This is a genomic window from Pseudomonas sp. 910_21, assembly GCF_052850735.1.
The window spans coordinates 259268-273720 of the sequence record NZ_VXCY01000001.1; the positions used below are offsets into that span (position 1 = coordinate 259268).

General features: G+C 62.1%; 10 protein-coding genes. 2 read left to right on the forward strand and 8 right to left on the reverse strand.

Annotated elements, in window-relative coordinates; genetic code table 11:
* Positions 1-11: 11 nt before the first annotated feature.
* Positions 12-920, forward strand: a complete 909-nt coding sequence (locus tag FW796_RS01175; RefSeq protein WP_446438918.1) for a DMT family transporter — start codon at positions 12-14, stop codon at positions 918-920.
* A 180-nt stretch (positions 921-1100) separates the two neighbouring features.
* Entirely contained in the window at positions 1101-2039 is a 939-nt protein-coding gene (locus FW796_RS01180; protein ID WP_346634870.1) for a LysR family transcriptional regulator, read from the forward strand.
* A 12-nt stretch (positions 2040-2051) separates the two neighbouring features.
* Here the strand turns inward: FW796_RS01180 and FW796_RS01185 are convergent, their stop codons facing one another.
* The 8 genes from FW796_RS01185 to FW796_RS01220 all read right to left on the reverse strand — a co-directional run bounded on the left by FW796_RS01185 (position 2052) and on the right by FW796_RS01220 (position 14222).
* Entirely contained in the window at positions 2052-2417 is a 366-nt protein-coding gene (locus FW796_RS01185; RefSeq protein WP_346634871.1) for a 5-carboxymethyl-2-hydroxymuconate Delta-isomerase, read from the reverse strand.
* Between the two features lie 82 nt (positions 2418-2499).
* Positions 2500-3690 (reverse strand): low temperature requirement protein A, encoded by a 1191-nt coding sequence (locus FW796_RS01190; RefSeq protein ID WP_446438919.1) that lies wholly within the window; start codon positions 3688-3690, stop codon positions 2500-2502.
* 78 nt (positions 3691-3768) lie between these two features.
* Positions 3769-4695: a LysR substrate-binding domain-containing protein gene (locus FW796_RS01195; RefSeq protein ID WP_404938623.1), complete on the reverse strand. Its 927-nt coding sequence runs from the start codon at positions 4693-4695 to the stop codon at positions 3769-3771.
* A gap of 91 nt (positions 4696-4786) precedes the next feature.
* On the reverse strand, positions 4787-5986 hold the full coding sequence (locus tag FW796_RS01200) for a fimbrial protein (protein WP_346634874.1): 1200 nt from the start codon (positions 5984-5986) through the stop codon (positions 4787-4789).
* Positions 5987-6146: 160 nt separating this feature from the next.
* The gene (locus tag FW796_RS01205) at positions 6147-9152 is read right to left on the reverse strand and encodes a two-partner secretion domain-containing protein (protein ID WP_446438920.1); all 3006 of its coding nucleotides are present in this window, start codon (positions 9150-9152) and stop codon (positions 6147-6149) included.
* A 75-nt stretch (positions 9153-9227) separates the two neighbouring features.
* Entirely contained in the window at positions 9228-10946 is a 1719-nt protein-coding gene (locus FW796_RS01210) for a ShlB/FhaC/HecB family hemolysin secretion/activation protein (RefSeq protein ID WP_446439094.1), read from the reverse strand.
* 19 nt (positions 10947-10965) lie between these two features.
* A complete protein-coding gene (locus FW796_RS01215; RefSeq protein WP_430962738.1) occupies positions 10966-11718 on the reverse strand; it encodes a fimbrial biogenesis chaperone in 753 nt (250 codons plus the stop codon).
* Positions 11719-11729: 11 nt separating this feature from the next.
* The gene (locus tag FW796_RS01220; protein ID WP_446439095.1) at positions 11730-14222 is read right to left on the reverse strand and encodes a fimbria/pilus outer membrane usher protein; all 2493 of its coding nucleotides are present in this window, start codon (positions 14220-14222) and stop codon (positions 11730-11732) included.
* Between the last annotated feature and the right edge of the window lie 231 nt (positions 14223-14453).

Here is a 14453-nt window from a genome sequence, read left to right on the forward strand (position 1 = left end):
GGGAGGCCTGCATGAGTCCTGTGAGTTTTACCCAAGCCAACCTCGGCATGCTGCTCTGGGCGGCGCTGATCGCTGCCTCGTTCTTCGCGGCCGCCCAGGTCAGCCAGGCCATCGACCCGGTACTGCTGACCGCCCTGCGCCTGTTGTTCTCGGCACTGATGTTCATGCCCCTGCTGTGGTTCAACGGCGCTTCGGCGCCGACCCGGGCCGGATTGGGCGCCCACGCGGTACTGGGGCTGCTGCTGGCGCTGTACTTCGGTTCGCTGTTCGAAGCCCTGCGCTACACCTCGGCGGTCAACACCGGGACCCTGTTCACCCTGGTGCCGCTGCTGACCCTGGCGTTCGAAGGCTGGCTGTTGCCCAGCGGCAGCCAGCAACGCCGCCTGCTGCCGATGCTGGTGGCCGGAGCCGGGGCATTACTGCTGGTGCTCAAGGGGGGCGCGCCGGGGCAGTTGCCCTCCCTGTATGCCATGGCTGTCTATGCCCTGGGCTGCCTGGCCATGGCGGCCTATTCGCCCCTCAGCCAGCGCTTCAAGGCCGGCAGCCTGCAAGGTCGCAGCCCGGCCGCCATGACGTTCTGGAACATGCTCTTCGGTGCGCTGTTCCTGTTTGCCGCCAGCCTGGTCAGCGGCGGCTGGCGCAGCGCCGCCCTGCTCGGCGGCAACGACCTGCTGTGGCTGCTGTACCTGGCCCTGTTCGCGACCCTGGCGACCTTCTGGCTGTTGCACCGGGCCATTGGCGTCATCGCCCCGTCCACGGTGATTTCCTACATCTATCTGAGCCCCCTGTTTCTCACCCTGTTCCACTGGCTGTGGCTGGGCCAGCGTCCGCACCCGGGAGAAGGGCTCGGTGCTCTGCTGGTGGCCCTGGGCATGTTCGGCCTGGTGCGCGGCAGCCGTCCCGCATCTGCCATGACCTGAAATGGCCCTGAGACAGGGGACATTATTCTGCGAGAAACTGCACAGGTCGTGTTATCGGAATTTAATGTCCGGATGCTGTCCGCCAATTCCCACCCCGGGCATTTGATTAGGACGATCGTTCCGCTAGCATCGACCCGGTTTGTGCGCCACCGGCGCCAGGTGCCCAGCGGGATGGAACAGATGCTCATCAGCAACGTGCTCAGAAAACTCGACATGCAGGACCTGATGGTCTTTATCGCGGTGTACGAGCAAAGCAGTGTCACCGGGGTCTCGGAAACCCTGTGCGTCAGTCAGTCGACCGTCAGCTACTGCCTGAAGAAACTGCGCAACGGCTTTGAAGACGAGCTGTTCATCAACACCCGCACCGGCATGCGCCCGACCTACAAGGCCACCAGCATGTACAGCCACGTGCTGAAGATCCTGGAGAGCATCAACCTGTGCCACAGCGGCGTGCAGGCCTTCGATCCGACCCGCCAGGCCGTAACCTTCAACCTCTGCGCCCCGGAATACTTCGAGCTGCTGATCCTGCCGCGCCTGCTCAAGGGGTTCGACTACGCCGACCTGCCGGTGACGGTCAATGTGCAGAAGCTTGAGAGCGATATTCCTGCCGAGGAACTGCGTGACGGCAGTGTTGATCTGGTGATCTGCTTTGGTCCGAACTTCCATCGCAGCCATGCCGACTTCAAGTCGCAGATGCTGCTGGAGGACGATCTGGTGTGCGTCTTCGACAAGCGCGCCACGCCGCCCAAGGAGCCGCGTTTCAGCCTGCAATCGTTCATCGAACGGCGCCACGTTTTTCCTACGCCCTGGACGTCGGACAGCAACATGGTGGATGGCTGGCTGGCCCGCCAGGCGCACAAGCGGCAGATCGTCGCCCGCTCCAACAGCTACAGCGCGGCGCTGAAAATGATCACTGGCACCGACTTTATCCTGACCCTGCCCCGACGCATCCAGGCCTTGCTGGCCAACGAAGCGGTGTTCAACCATTGCGAGGCCCCCAGCGGCCTGCCGGGGTTCACCCTGGACATGCAATGGAACCAGAACACCGATCAGGACAGCGCGCAGACCTGGTTCCGTGAACAGGTGGTCAAGGCCTGCGCCGAACAGGGCCTGCTTTAGGCCCGGCCCCCATCAGAGACCGACGGCGGCCTTGCTGTAGGAGGCGCGGTCGATGTCGATAATCTCCACGCACAACTGCACCGCCAGCTCAGCCGGCCAAGGCGCCAGGTCCTGCAGCAAAGCCAGCAGACTCTCGGACAATTGCTTCTTGATCTGCGGCGAGCGGCCGCTGAGCAGGGCCAGCTTGACGTGGACAAAGGCTCGCTCACCCAGGCCAGTGCCGACCCGGAACGACTCGACCTTCACTGCCCGGCTCTTGATATCGAACTCATCGGCAAACTGCCCGGAGGCCACCAGCCCGTGATTGAGCCGCAGCAGCGCCTTATCGACGTCCAGCTGGGGCAGGTTGGCGGTGTATTCCATATGCAGGTGCGGCATGGCAGAACTCCTGGTCTGTCAGGGGGAAAAGGCGCTCCATACTACACAAGGCCCGAGCTCGCGCTTGCATTATCCCCAGGCCTTATTGCCCCGCTGTCGCTGCCCGCTCGCGCAGGGCCAGGGTTTCCCAGACGGCCACGAGCACCATCACCAGGGTGGTCAGGCTGCCCAGGGCCAGGGCGGAAAACAGCTGATTCCAGGCAGCCGGCAACAACAGCAACAGCACCGCGAGCCCGGCCAGGTGCGACAGCGGCGGTAACGGCCGGTCGTTCATCACCCACTTGAACAGAGCGCAGCCCAAGAGAAACAGCCAGGGACCGCCGACTATCACCAGCACCCCGGCCGAGCTGGCGTGCTCCGGATGCATCAGCACCAGCTCATCGGCCACGGCACTGACAATGATCCCGGCCACGATCAGCAGGTGCAGATAGGTGTAGGCAATGCGCGCCTGACGTCCCGGGTCGTCGGAATGGGCGATACGGTGGTGGGCCCGCTCGGCGCCACTGTCGAAGTACACCCACCACATGGCGATACTGCCCAGCACCGCCACCACGAACCCCAGCAGGCCCTGGGCGCTGGTGGTCAACTCGGCGAAGGTGGCGCCGGTCACCAGCAGCGATTCCCCCAGGGCAATGATCACGAACAGGCCACAGCGCTCAGCCATGTGATTGCCTTCCACATTCCAGTCGGCCAGGGTCGAACGCCCCAGCCCCGGCACCCAGAAATACAACGATGGCGACAGCACTTCGATGGCCAGGGCCAGCCCCCACAAGGCCAGCCGCTGCGGGCCCTCCAGCAGGCCGCCGGCGATCCAGAAAAGCCCCGAGAACATCAGCCACAACAGGATTCGCTGGAAGTTGCGGGTCATGTTCAACGGCTCGCCGCGCACCGCCCACAGGGAATAGGCGGTGCGCCCCACCTGCATGAATACATAGGCACCGGCAAACAGCAGGCCGCGCTCACCAAAGGCCTGGGGAATCGACGACGACAGCAGCAACCCCGCCACCATCAGCACGAACAACCCGAGGCGGATCGGCAGGGTTTCCGGGTCCAGCCAGTTGGTGATCCACGACGTGAAGATCCACACCCACCACACCGCCACCATCAGCAACGCCACCTGCAGCGCCCCGCCCAGGGACAGATGGGCCAGCAGGGAATGGGACAACTGGGTCACGGCAAACACGAACACCAGGTCGAAGAACAGCTCGACCATGCCAACCTTGCCGCTGTCGTGGCTGCCTCGCCCACGCAACAGGGAACGGGAACGACTCATGGGCACACTCCGCTGGTTTGACGTTTGAACAGGGACTTACAGAGCAAAGCAGGCGTCGGGACGCTTGCCAAGCGACGGCTACAAGGGCGCCGCCAGGGGAGCCCGCTCGCTCATGAAGGCTTCCAGGCGCGAGCGCAGCCAGCGCTCGGCGGGATCGGTGTCGACATGGCTGAGCCAGACCATGGACAGGTCCAGGGTCGGCGTCTTGAACGGAAACGGCTCGGCGTACAACTGCCCCGAGGCCGCCATGGCCGCAGCCGCGTAGTCGGGCAGGCTGGCGATCAGCGTGGTTCCGGCCAGCAGGGCCGGCAATGAGCTGTACTGCGGCACCGACAGCACCACCTGGCGAGTGCGGCCGATTTCCGCCAGCCACTCATCGGCGAAGCCGGCGACATTGGCGGTGTGGGACACCAGCACATGGGGCCGCGCGCAGTATTCGTCGAGGCTCAGCGGCGTATCGCTGGCATCGGCCCGCAGCACGCTGGGCTGGATATGCCGCAGCAACTTGCGCTTGGCATTGGCCGGCAGGCCCCGGGTCTGGCTGATGCCGACGGTGATGTCGCCGGAGGCCAGCAGGTCGGGAATCCGCCAGTAGTCCACGTGCTGCACCACGACCACTACCTGTGGTGCTTCCTGGCGCAGGGCTCGCAGCAAGGGCGGCAGCAGGCCGAACTCGACGTCATCGGACAGGCCGATACGGAAAGTCATGGTGCTGCTGGCGGGATCGAAATCGTGGGTCAGGCTCAGGGCCGAGGACAGCGCATCCAGGGCCGGCGACAAGTGCTGGATAAGCTGCTCGGCACGCGCCGTGGGCTCCATGCGATGGCCGACGCGGATGAACAGCGGATCGTTGAACATCGCCCGCAAACGGTTGAGTGCGGAACTGATGGTGGGCTGACCGAGAAACAGTTTCTCCGCCACCCGGGTGACATTGCGTTCCAGCATCAACGCCTCGAACACCACCATCAGGTTGATGTCGGCCTTGCGCAGTTCATTGCGATTCATCGGTGTTGCCCCCGGTCCCCAGACGGAGGTCAGTGTAGAAAGGCCTGGGGCCTGGCGTCCAGGTAAACACCCGAAGCCAGCCGCCGGGGCTTCAGTCGAAGGTGAAGTTGAACTGGGCGTTGCTGTTGGCCGATCCCTCGGTGATCGGACCGGTGCGAATGTACTGGGCGCGAAAGCTGAAGCTGGCGCTATCGCTGCCCAACAGGCGCTCCATGGCATATTGCGTGCCGTTGCAGTGAATGCGCGGAATCTGCTCATTGAACATGACGATGCCCACGCCCTGGGCGACAGGGCTATTTCTGTTCTGAGCCGTCTGGGTAAGCCCCAGTATCCCTGTTGAATCGCAGCGCGAGGGTGGCTCGGTCGTGAAAGAGACCCGCGGCAGGGTATTGGCCGTGCAGTCACTGACTTCGAGCCTGGCGACTGTCGAAGGCGACGAAGTGGAACCCAGTGTGGGGAAATCATGGGCCGAGGGGCTGCCCAATGGCAGCTCGACCTTGCGGGTGATCACCTGGCATTTGGCAGAAAACTTGACCTCGTCGGCGCCGAGCAAGTCGCTCTCGGTGTACGACTGCCAAACGTTACAACGATCTTTGTTGTTCTGTGACGGGAGCTCCAGCAAAGGTTGCCCAACCGTTGCCGCGCCCTTTTTCAGATCCAGCGCGTACAGCTTCATTTGTACGCCATTGAGACTTCTGATCACCAGCGGCCCCTTGGGCAACTCATTGGGGGGCAGTGTCAGGATGAGTGAGTAGACGTAGGCCGTGGGGATTTTTTTGTAGATGTTTGCCTCGTACTCCACATCGAACTTTTCCAGCACAGAGGGGAACGTAGTGTTACTCACCACTCCACTGGCATTCCCACTGGAGGGATGGGCCGTGACTTTGAAGCCGATGCCTTTGATATTGGTGGCCACAATGCCGTCCGCGAAGTACCCGATCAAATGTGCGGCAGACACAAATTCATGGCGTTCCAGCGTATTGGATTGGCGGGTGGTGTACTCGATGATCGGGTTCACGTTGCGCTCTTTCAACACGTCGCCTACCCGGGCGCTGCTGTTCAATGGCGTAACCTCCTTCCACGGTTTGCCGTTGCTTCCAACGTTACTGAATAGGCAGCCCTTGGCTATGCCCTCGATGGCAGCATGGGCGGATGCGCCTGGCTGCAACCACCACAGCATGAGGATTGCCATCTGGACTAAGGTGCGACGCTTTCGCCCATTGGCGAGGGGGCTGAGCCACTGGCAATTCATCGGTGATTTCCTTCTTTGTGCACTGGCACGACGGCGCATTGTTCAATGCTCCTGAAGCCGGCCAATTGACATTGAATGCGCAGCCTCGGTGTCGCCGGTTCAGGGCCACTGCGAGGCATGCAGACATCGCTCGGTTTGGATCAGTCGATACGCCAAGGGCTGATCCTGGCGTACCGAGTTGCGACTTAGCGAGCAGTCATTACTCCGTCAGACTGATCAGCGAATTCAAGCTGCTGGGTGCACGGACCGAGGAATAGGTGCCGTAGTTGACCCCCACCTGATTACCGTAAGTCTGGAAGTAGCCCCAAGTGGTATCGACCTTGCCAGTGGCACTGGAGCCACGGATGTCCCCTTCGTTCACACCCACCAAGCCACCCAGGGTTGCACGCCAGCCACCACTGACGCGGCCGCGGGAGGCGGAGTTGATGATCAGCGACTGGTTCTCGCCGACCAGCCCACCCACCTTGCTATGCCAGGTTCCATGGACATTGCCGGTGGCCAGGGCTCGTTCGATGACATGTTTCACATAGCCGGCGTTGAAGCCCACCAGTCCACCCACGGCACTGTAGGTATCACCAAACACCTTGCCATGGGCCTCGACCGACAGCAGATTGCCGTCGTTGTAGCCGATCAACCCGCCGATGCGACTGTTGGCGTAACCCTCAACGGCACCATAAGCCTTGGCATCGAAGATAAAGCCACCGACGTTGGTGCCGACCAAGCCGCCGACGTTACTGCCAATGCCGCCTTTGACAGCCCCCCTGGCCTCGACAAAACCGCTGATCGTACTGTCGTCGTTTTTCCCCACCAGACCGCCCAGGTGACTGCCAAGCCTGTCGATGACCTTACCCGTGGCCTTGACGTTGCTCAGGGAGCTCTGGTTCTGATTCAAACCGATCAGGCCACCTGCCGAACTCGTCGTAACGCCGTAGACATTACCGCTGGCGCTAGAAGCACTGATCAGACCTGCCTGATTGAGGCCGACCAGACCGCCAATATGGCTGCCAAGGGAGCCATGCACGGCGACCGAAGAACTGGAGCCGGTGATGGTGCCACTCTGGTTGTTACCCACCAGTCCCCCCAGGTTCAGGTCCTTGTAGATCGGGTTGTAAGTCCCGATAGAGCCCTTACTCGAAGAGTTGGAGATCACCCCGCCATGGTTGACACCCACCAGCCCCCCGGCGCCCCCCATGATCTGTTTGTGCATATGGGTGGTGACATCGACATCGCTCGAGCTGCGGATCACGGCACCGGACTTACCGCCAAAACTGTTCTCCCCCACAAGTCCGCCAATGGCCGAGGTCAACAGACCACCCTGCAGCGCGCCCGATACCGACGAGTCGCTGATCGATCCGCCCATGTTGACGCCCACCAGACCACCCACCTTGTTGCGCTGATCGCTCTTGGCATTGACCCGCATGGCTGTGGCACTGACATTGGAAATGCTGCCGCTGTTGCGTCCCACCAGGCCACCTATTTCACTGAAACCGCTCTTGGTGCTGACTCCGTTGACGGTCACATTGGCCAGCTTCAGGTTGCTGATGCTGCCGGAGGACTGGCCGAACAGCCCGGTGTATCGGCCTGAACCGTTCACCGTGAAACCGCTGAGGGTATTGCCCAGGCCATTCAATGAGCCGGTGAACATCTGGTCACCGCCAATGGGCTTGACGCCCCACGAGCCCTTGATCTGATTGCCCAGGACATAGTCGCCATCGAGCTTGTTGCCGATGGCCTGCAACTGCTGGCTGTTCTGGATCACTTTGTGCTGCGTGCCGTTGGCATCAAACCCGGCCTCACGTCCAGACAAGGTCACCAGGCCTTTATTCCCCAGAGCAAACTGATTGCCGTAATTCACTCCCAGACTGCTGTTGGCGCCACTGAGGGTCACCTGACTATCGAGCCGGATCGAATTCCCGGCCTTCAACTCCAGGCGCGCGTTGGCCGCCGTGGCATTGATTCGCTGGTTGAGTTTGAGATCCCTGGCGGCGGACAGGGCCAGTTGATTGCCATTGTTCCAGGTGATTGGCGCGTCCACGGCAACATCACCGGTGCGACTGCGCAGGTGGACGCTGGTGCGGTTCAGGCTCTGTACAAGGGTGCTGTCGATAAGGGTGCTACTGCCGGCCACGCCCGTTGAGGCGACCTTGACATCATTGGATTCGATGACCCAGGTACCCGTCTTGCCGTTCCTGGAATGCGTATCGACCTGAGCATTGAGTTCGACCCTGGTGGTCGCGCCAAGGGTTTCGACGGTTCCGCCATCCCCCTCAACACCCAGCGCCTTGGCCGACAATTGACCGCCTACGTTGACCGCGCCGCGGTCGCCACCCTCAAGGACTATGCGCCCCCCCTTGCTGGACAGGGTATTGGCTTCGACCACGCCCTGGTTGTTGACCACCGCTTGAGTGATCGCATTGGCACTCTTGGCCATCATCAATACCTGACCGCCGTCAGCCTTGAGCAATGCGGTGTTCTGCACCAGAGCGTCGACGGCTGCCGCCTCCACTTGCAGGTTGATCAGGTTGTCATCGCCCAGACTCAGGGTGAAGTCATTGCCGGCACCCAGGGCAATCGCTCCCTGTTCGGCAACAATCTCCCCAGCGTTGCGAACCCTGGCCCCCAGCAACGCCACATAGCCGCCTTCAGCCGTGGTGATTTTGCCGTCGTTGATGACGTCCATGGACGAGTTGCCGGAGAACCGGTAGCGACCGTCATTGAAGTCGTTATCGCTGAGGTCCCGGGTCGATGCCACCAGGCCACCCACGTTGACCTGTGCGCCCTTGCCAATCAGCACCCCATTGGGGTTGATCAGAAACACCTGGCCATTGGCATTGAGCGCGCCCTGGATATCGCTGCTCTTGAAACCGGTCACCCGGTTCAAGGCAATGGCATCACGCCCCGGCTGGTTGAAGGTCACCGACTGATCGGCGCCGATGCTGAACTCGGTCCAGTGGGTAACCAGCTTCTCACTGTGCTGGTTGATCACCAGGTTATTACCGGAGGCTTCGTAACCGGCGCTGCCGGAGATCAGCGTGCCGCCCTCGGGCAACGCCATCGCCGGCGTCAGACCGCCCAAGGCCAGAAGCCCGGCGGCCATCACCAGTCCCTGGCGTGAGCCGGCACGACGCCGGCGCCGTGCACCTTCCTGAGTGACTTTCCAGCAGCCTTGGGCCTGGTTCCATACCAATGCATAAATCCTGTTCACAGTGACTCCTTATTTACATTCCATGATTCGGCAGTGCATTGCCGAACCGCACCCTTGCAAAGCACACGCAAGCCTTCAGAAAAACTGTGTCGCGCTCACCCATATCCTTGGGGTGTGCTCAGGACCGTCCCCGGCCTTGCGGTTATCCAGAGGCCAGGCGCTGCTGAGGTTGAGTTGCCGCTGAGCGCCGCTCCAACGCGCTCCCAGCCCCGCCGATTGCAGGCGCTGGGTGTTGATCTCTTTCGTCCAGGGCAGGCGGTTGACCTGTACATAACCCTTGTCGGAAAACAGGCTGAGTTGCCAGCGGGGAGCCAGGGCGTAGCTCAGCTCAAGACCGGCCTGCCAGCCCTGGTCGCCGATGCCGGCACTCTGGGGATAGGCGCGCACGCCATAGGGACCGCCGAGCCCCATTTTTTCCGAACTGTCGAGGTTGGAAGAGGCCCACTGGGCGTTCAATTGGGCGTAGAGCTGAAAGCGATTGCCCAAGCGCTGCAGGCGCGCGAGCTGCAGGTTGGTCTTGGCGAAGCCGCCGCCGGTTGCGGCGGTGTCACGATCTGAACGCTGCTCGAAGGCATCGTCGAACGTCAGCTGCCCACTGCCATAGGAAAGGTTGAACTGGTTGTAGCCGCCTCCCAGGAATCGATCCTGGCGATTGCCTCCCAGGCTCAGGGTCCACAACTCGATGTGCTTGCGCCTGCTCAGTTCAATCAGGTCGATGTCGTCGCGCAGCTGCTTGTTCTCATATTGCAATTGCGCACTCAGATCGAAGGTCCGGCCGCGCAGAATCGGCTGGACGACGAAGACACTCTGGACACTGGCCTGGCCATTCATCTCCAACTTCTTCAGGCGCTTTCGGTTCAACGCGTAGCTCATGTGGGAATAGGCCGCGCCGAGCCGCGTCGACCAGGGGCCCAGAGGCAGTTGATAAGCCGTACGGTAGTAACGCTGGTCCCGGTCAGTGCCCAGTACGCGCAGGTTGAGCTGGTCCCCCAGGCGCAACGGGTTGTTGAGGTTGAAACTGCCCCCCAGGCGAAACTCGCCGGTGTGGTAACCACCGAAGTTGTCGGCCTCCAGGCTGCCGCTGGCCCAGGGGCCGGGTTGTGCATCCACCAGCAGATCGGTGGTGCCGGGCTCCCGGCCGGCGCGCAAGGTGCCCTTGACCTTGACCCCGGGCAGGTCATTGAGCAGCAACAGACTGCGCTCAAGATCACCGCTCTGCACCGCTGTGCCGCGGTCCAGGGAGGACAGCGGCGCACGGATCACCGAGTCAAGGGTGCGCGACTGGTTGTGCACCTCAATGCGTCCGTAACGACCTTCGATGACCTCGATGCGTACCACCCCAGCATCGATCTCCTGAGCCGGCAAAAAGGCTCGGGCCAGGAGGTAGCCGTGCTTCTGGTAATGGGCGGTAATGCGCTCTGTTGCACCACGCAAGCCTGACAGGTCGAGTTCACGTCCAGGCAGATCCTCCAGTAATTGCAGCAACGCTTGAGCGCTGAAAACCTGATTGCCCTCGATGACGAATGCCTTGACCAGCAAGCGCAGGTCCAAGGTGTCCGGGGTCGCGGCCGCACTCGGCCGATCGGCCTTGGGCAGCTCCAGCTCCACCTCATCGGTGGGCGCTGGCAAAGCCGGTTGGGTGGCTTCAATGTCCCGTATCGCCTGCCCGGCATTGGGCACCACGCCCCGCGCCTGAGCCTGTGTCGCCACTGGCCAGAGCAACGCCAGCAGCACCCCCAGCCTCATGCCCGAAGACACTCGCATCAGGCACCGCCCCTTGCGTTCAAAGGCCATGAGCCCGGCCGCTGCATCACTACTGCTGTACTCGCGCATCTGCACTCAGCGTCTCCCCGCTGTCCAAAACCACGTGATATCGAACCTGCGCCGCGTCGGCGGCGATTGCCTGAACGGCGGGCAGGGCCAGGTGCGTCGAGCCGTAAGGCTCGACGGTGACTCCCTGCCAGGAGGCCCCTTGACCGCCACCGCCAACATCCACCTGGACCAGGGATACGTAGAACGGCGTGGGGTTGCTCGCCTTGAGCCTTAGCCCCCCTATCGCCTGTGGCCCCGGTTCCAGAGTCCAGCTCATCTGCTGCACCGCTTCATCGGCAATGCCGGGCAACCCCTTGGGGCGATACAGCAGCTTCATCCGCAGGCGATAGCTCATGCGCAACTGGTTGCTGCTCATTGGCAGCAGGGACGGCACTTCGAGAAAGTTGAGCCAGAACACCGACTCGCGATCAGTGGGCAACGGCTCGCCGGTGTAGCGCACCGACAACGTGGATCGCTGTTGCGGATCGAGCCGCGCAAGCGGCGGCGAAAGCACGAACGGCACCGCCAGCCGGCTCGGATCAGCAGCGGCATCCCCCTTGTCCAGCCAGGTTTGCAGCAGCAGAGGCGACTGTCCGACGTTGCCGACCCGGATCGTCAAGTCTGAAAGTCCCGCGGGATAGATAAAGCGCGTGCCAATGATCGAAAGGTCGGCTTGGACGGCCAGGCTGATGCAAGCCAACAGCACTGCGCACGACAGGCGCAGGCCGAACAGGCCACGACCTGGCGCGACCAGGCAAACGCCGTTCAAAGGGGGGTCTCCTGATGGCTGCCGGCGTCGTCGCCGGGCGCAGGCAAACCGCGGCAAGGCAGATCCAGCAGGACATAGGCATGAGCGGCCTGCGCGTCGCGCTCTGGCAGCTCATAGTCGATCAGGCACTGCTCACTCGGCTGGGCGCCCCACTGGATACGGATACGGCCTTGATCTTTCTCGCTGCGCAGCACCAGGCGACTGCCCTGGCCGACCGCCCCCAACTCCTCTGCGCTTTCAGCGTCGACAGCAATGGCGGCAAAGGGCAGCGGCTTGCCATCGTCCTGGCGGCTGTCGATGAGAAAAGCTCGGGCCTTGCGGGTCAGGTACGCCAGCCTGACCACCGCGCCGGCCTTGGGCGCGACACTGCGCGAACTGACCTGCAGCTCTACGTCGTCGGCAATGCCGCTGGGGTCCAGATCGACGGTATTGAGCTGATAGGGCGTCAGGCTTGGCAGCACCGCATAACCCTGCCCGTCCACCTGGCCGCCTGAGTAGCCGACGCTGGCGCCCTGGGCATGGGGGGCGTGGACCAGGGCCGCAGTTTCACTCAGGGTCTGGGAAAATGTCAGGCCGCCCGAATGCAGGATCATGCCTCCCGAAGCCCCCAAGGATTGTGCGCGGTAGTCGCGGCCCTGGGAAAAACTCGAACTCAGGGAAACCTGGGGCAGGTAATAACTCAGGTTGGCGTTGCCCGAGGTATTGCGCTCTTGCGCGTCATGGGCGACCGAAAGGCCATAGGACGCATCGTCACGCTCGCCCAGGGAACCGGAAACGCCACTGGAATAGTGCGCGCCGGAGTTCTGGTCATGGGTGATATAGCTGTTGAGCTGTGACGAGCGTCGTCGCCCCTCGCTCAAGGGCACCGACAGACTGAAGCTGAACAGCGTGTTCTCGCTGTTGCTGCCTATCCCCGAGAACCCGCTTGACCCGCGTAACCGCTGGACGCTGAGGGAATAGCTGCTCCCTCGCCACTGGTTGCTGTACCCCAGGGAGTAGCTCTGGGCCCGTCCGCTCCGGTTCCAATAGTTGAGCGAGGAGCCGCTGAGGTAAAAACTGCCGGCCCCCGCACCCAGTTGCTGGTTGATGTTGGCATCCAGCCGGTTGCGGACCCGAGCGAATGACTCGAATCGCTGACCACGGTTGACGAAGTCCTCCAAGGCGATGGCGTCACTCAAGCCCAGGTAACCACTGGTGGAGTATCGATACGCCAGCAACGAGAACTGAGTGCCGCTGTCATGCAGGTTTTTGCTGTAGGTCAGGCGCAGGCTCGACCCGTGCAAACTGCCATTGGCCGGGACGTTGGTCCTGGCCTGGGTCAGGTCGAGTCCGAACCCGCCTATTGCGGTATTGAGTGCAGCCCCGATCAACCCGGACATGTAGCTGCCGGTGAATGCCGTACCGACGTAACCGGTGAAGCGGTTATCCAGCCCGTGTTGCAGCGTGCCCTGGGCCACATATTGGTGAAGCCCGCGGCCACCGGCTCGGGTCACCTGCCCGGCAGTCAAGCTGTAGCGGGAAGAACCCGGGCGCAGTTGGCGAACCATAGTGGCGTAAGGAACGGTGAAGCTTGTGCTCTGGCCATCCGCTTCGGTGACCGTCACTTGCAGGTCACCGCCAAAGCTGGCGGCCTGCAGATCGGCAATTTCGAACGGGCCGGGAGCAACCGTGGTTTCGTAAACCAGATAGTCGCGCTGGTATACCGAAACCTTGGCATTGGTCTTGGCCGTGCCTCGCACCAACGGCGTGAAATTACGCTGGGATATGGGCAGCATCCGCTCGTCACTGAACAGTTTGAGCCCACGAAAGGACACCGAGTCGAACAGGTCAGAGTCGGTCACACTCTCCCCCACCAGCAACTGCGAACGCCATGCGGTCAGGTCAGTCTGGCCATAGATGTAGCCGCGCTGATAATCGCTGCCGGTGTCGGGCGACCACGTCAGGGTGCCCGAGTGACGCAGGCGCAGGGCTCCGAGGTTAAGGCCCATGTTGAGCCCCGCGTAACCGTTGGTCTGGCGTTGCCCATGACTCTGCGAACTGAACAGGTTGGTGCTGTAGTTGAGCCGTGCAGCGGTGACACCGGGGTCCCAACTGGCCGGATCGACATAGCTGGTCGAAGCATCGGGCAACAGAAAGTATTGCGGCACAGCCAGTTCGAGCCGTTGCTGCGCAATATCGACTTTGCTGGTGACGCCGGGAATGTAGGTCGCCAGATCGCCACAGAAAACGCCCTCGCCACGTAACGGGTGCAATGTGCCGGGTACCGCTGCGTCGGTTTTTTGCAGATCAATGCCCAACTGCTGCAACAAGCCCCGGTCATAACAGGGCTGGCTACCCTGGGGATCGTCGCTTTCACGCAACTCGATCTCAAGCAGGCCACGCCACTGTTGGCTGACCCGTACATCCAGCAAGTAATTGCCCGGGGCTACATACCCCGGTCGCTCGAAGCGTTGAGTATCAATGGCGGTGTTTTCACCCTTGAACAGCATCTGCGTATCGAAAAACACTGGATGACTCGGCGCGCTGTCGCTGACTTTTTCAGCGACCGCGGCTTCCCTATCGACAACCGGCTGTGCAACGACAGGCACTGCCCACCCCAATACCCCAGCCCCAAAAGACAGAGCTCTGAAGAGCGACGCAGAACTGTCGAAACAACCCATTTTCGCGCGCGCAGGAAATCCCAGCCAATGGGGCTGAATGCTCAACATAATCAGTACCGA

What these genes read in the sequence shown, in the direction of transcription:
- FW796_RS01175 (WP_446438918.1), top strand. Translation starts at nt 12, where the DNA reads ATGAGTCCTGTGAGTTTTACCCAAGCCAACCTCGGCATGCTGCTCTGG.
- FW796_RS01180 (WP_346634870.1), top strand. Translation starts at nt 1,101, where the DNA reads ATGCTCATCAGCAACGTGCTCAGAAAACTCGACATGCAGGACCTGATG.
- FW796_RS01185 (WP_346634871.1), bottom strand. Translation starts at nt 2,417, where the DNA reads ATGCCGCACCTGCATATGGAATACACCGCCAACCTGCCCCAGCTGGAC.
- FW796_RS01190 (WP_446438919.1), bottom strand. Translation starts at nt 3,690, where the DNA reads ATGAGTCGTTCCCGTTCCCTGTTGCGTGGGCGAGGCAGCCACGACAGC.
- FW796_RS01195 (WP_404938623.1), bottom strand. Translation starts at nt 4,695, where the DNA reads ATGAATCGCAATGAACTGCGCAAGGCCGACATCAACCTGATGGTGGTG.
- FW796_RS01200 (WP_346634874.1), bottom strand. Translation starts at nt 5,986, where the DNA reads ATGCGCCGTCGTGCCAGTGCACAAAGAAGGAAATCACCGATGAATTGC.
- FW796_RS01210 (WP_446439094.1), bottom strand. Translation starts at nt 10,946, where the DNA reads ATGGCCTTTGAACGCAAGGGGCGGTGCCTGATGCGAGTGTCTTCGGGC.
- FW796_RS01220 (WP_446439095.1), bottom strand. Translation starts at nt 14,222, where the DNA reads ATGCTGTTCAAGGGTGAAAACACCGCCATTGATACTCAACGCTTCGAG.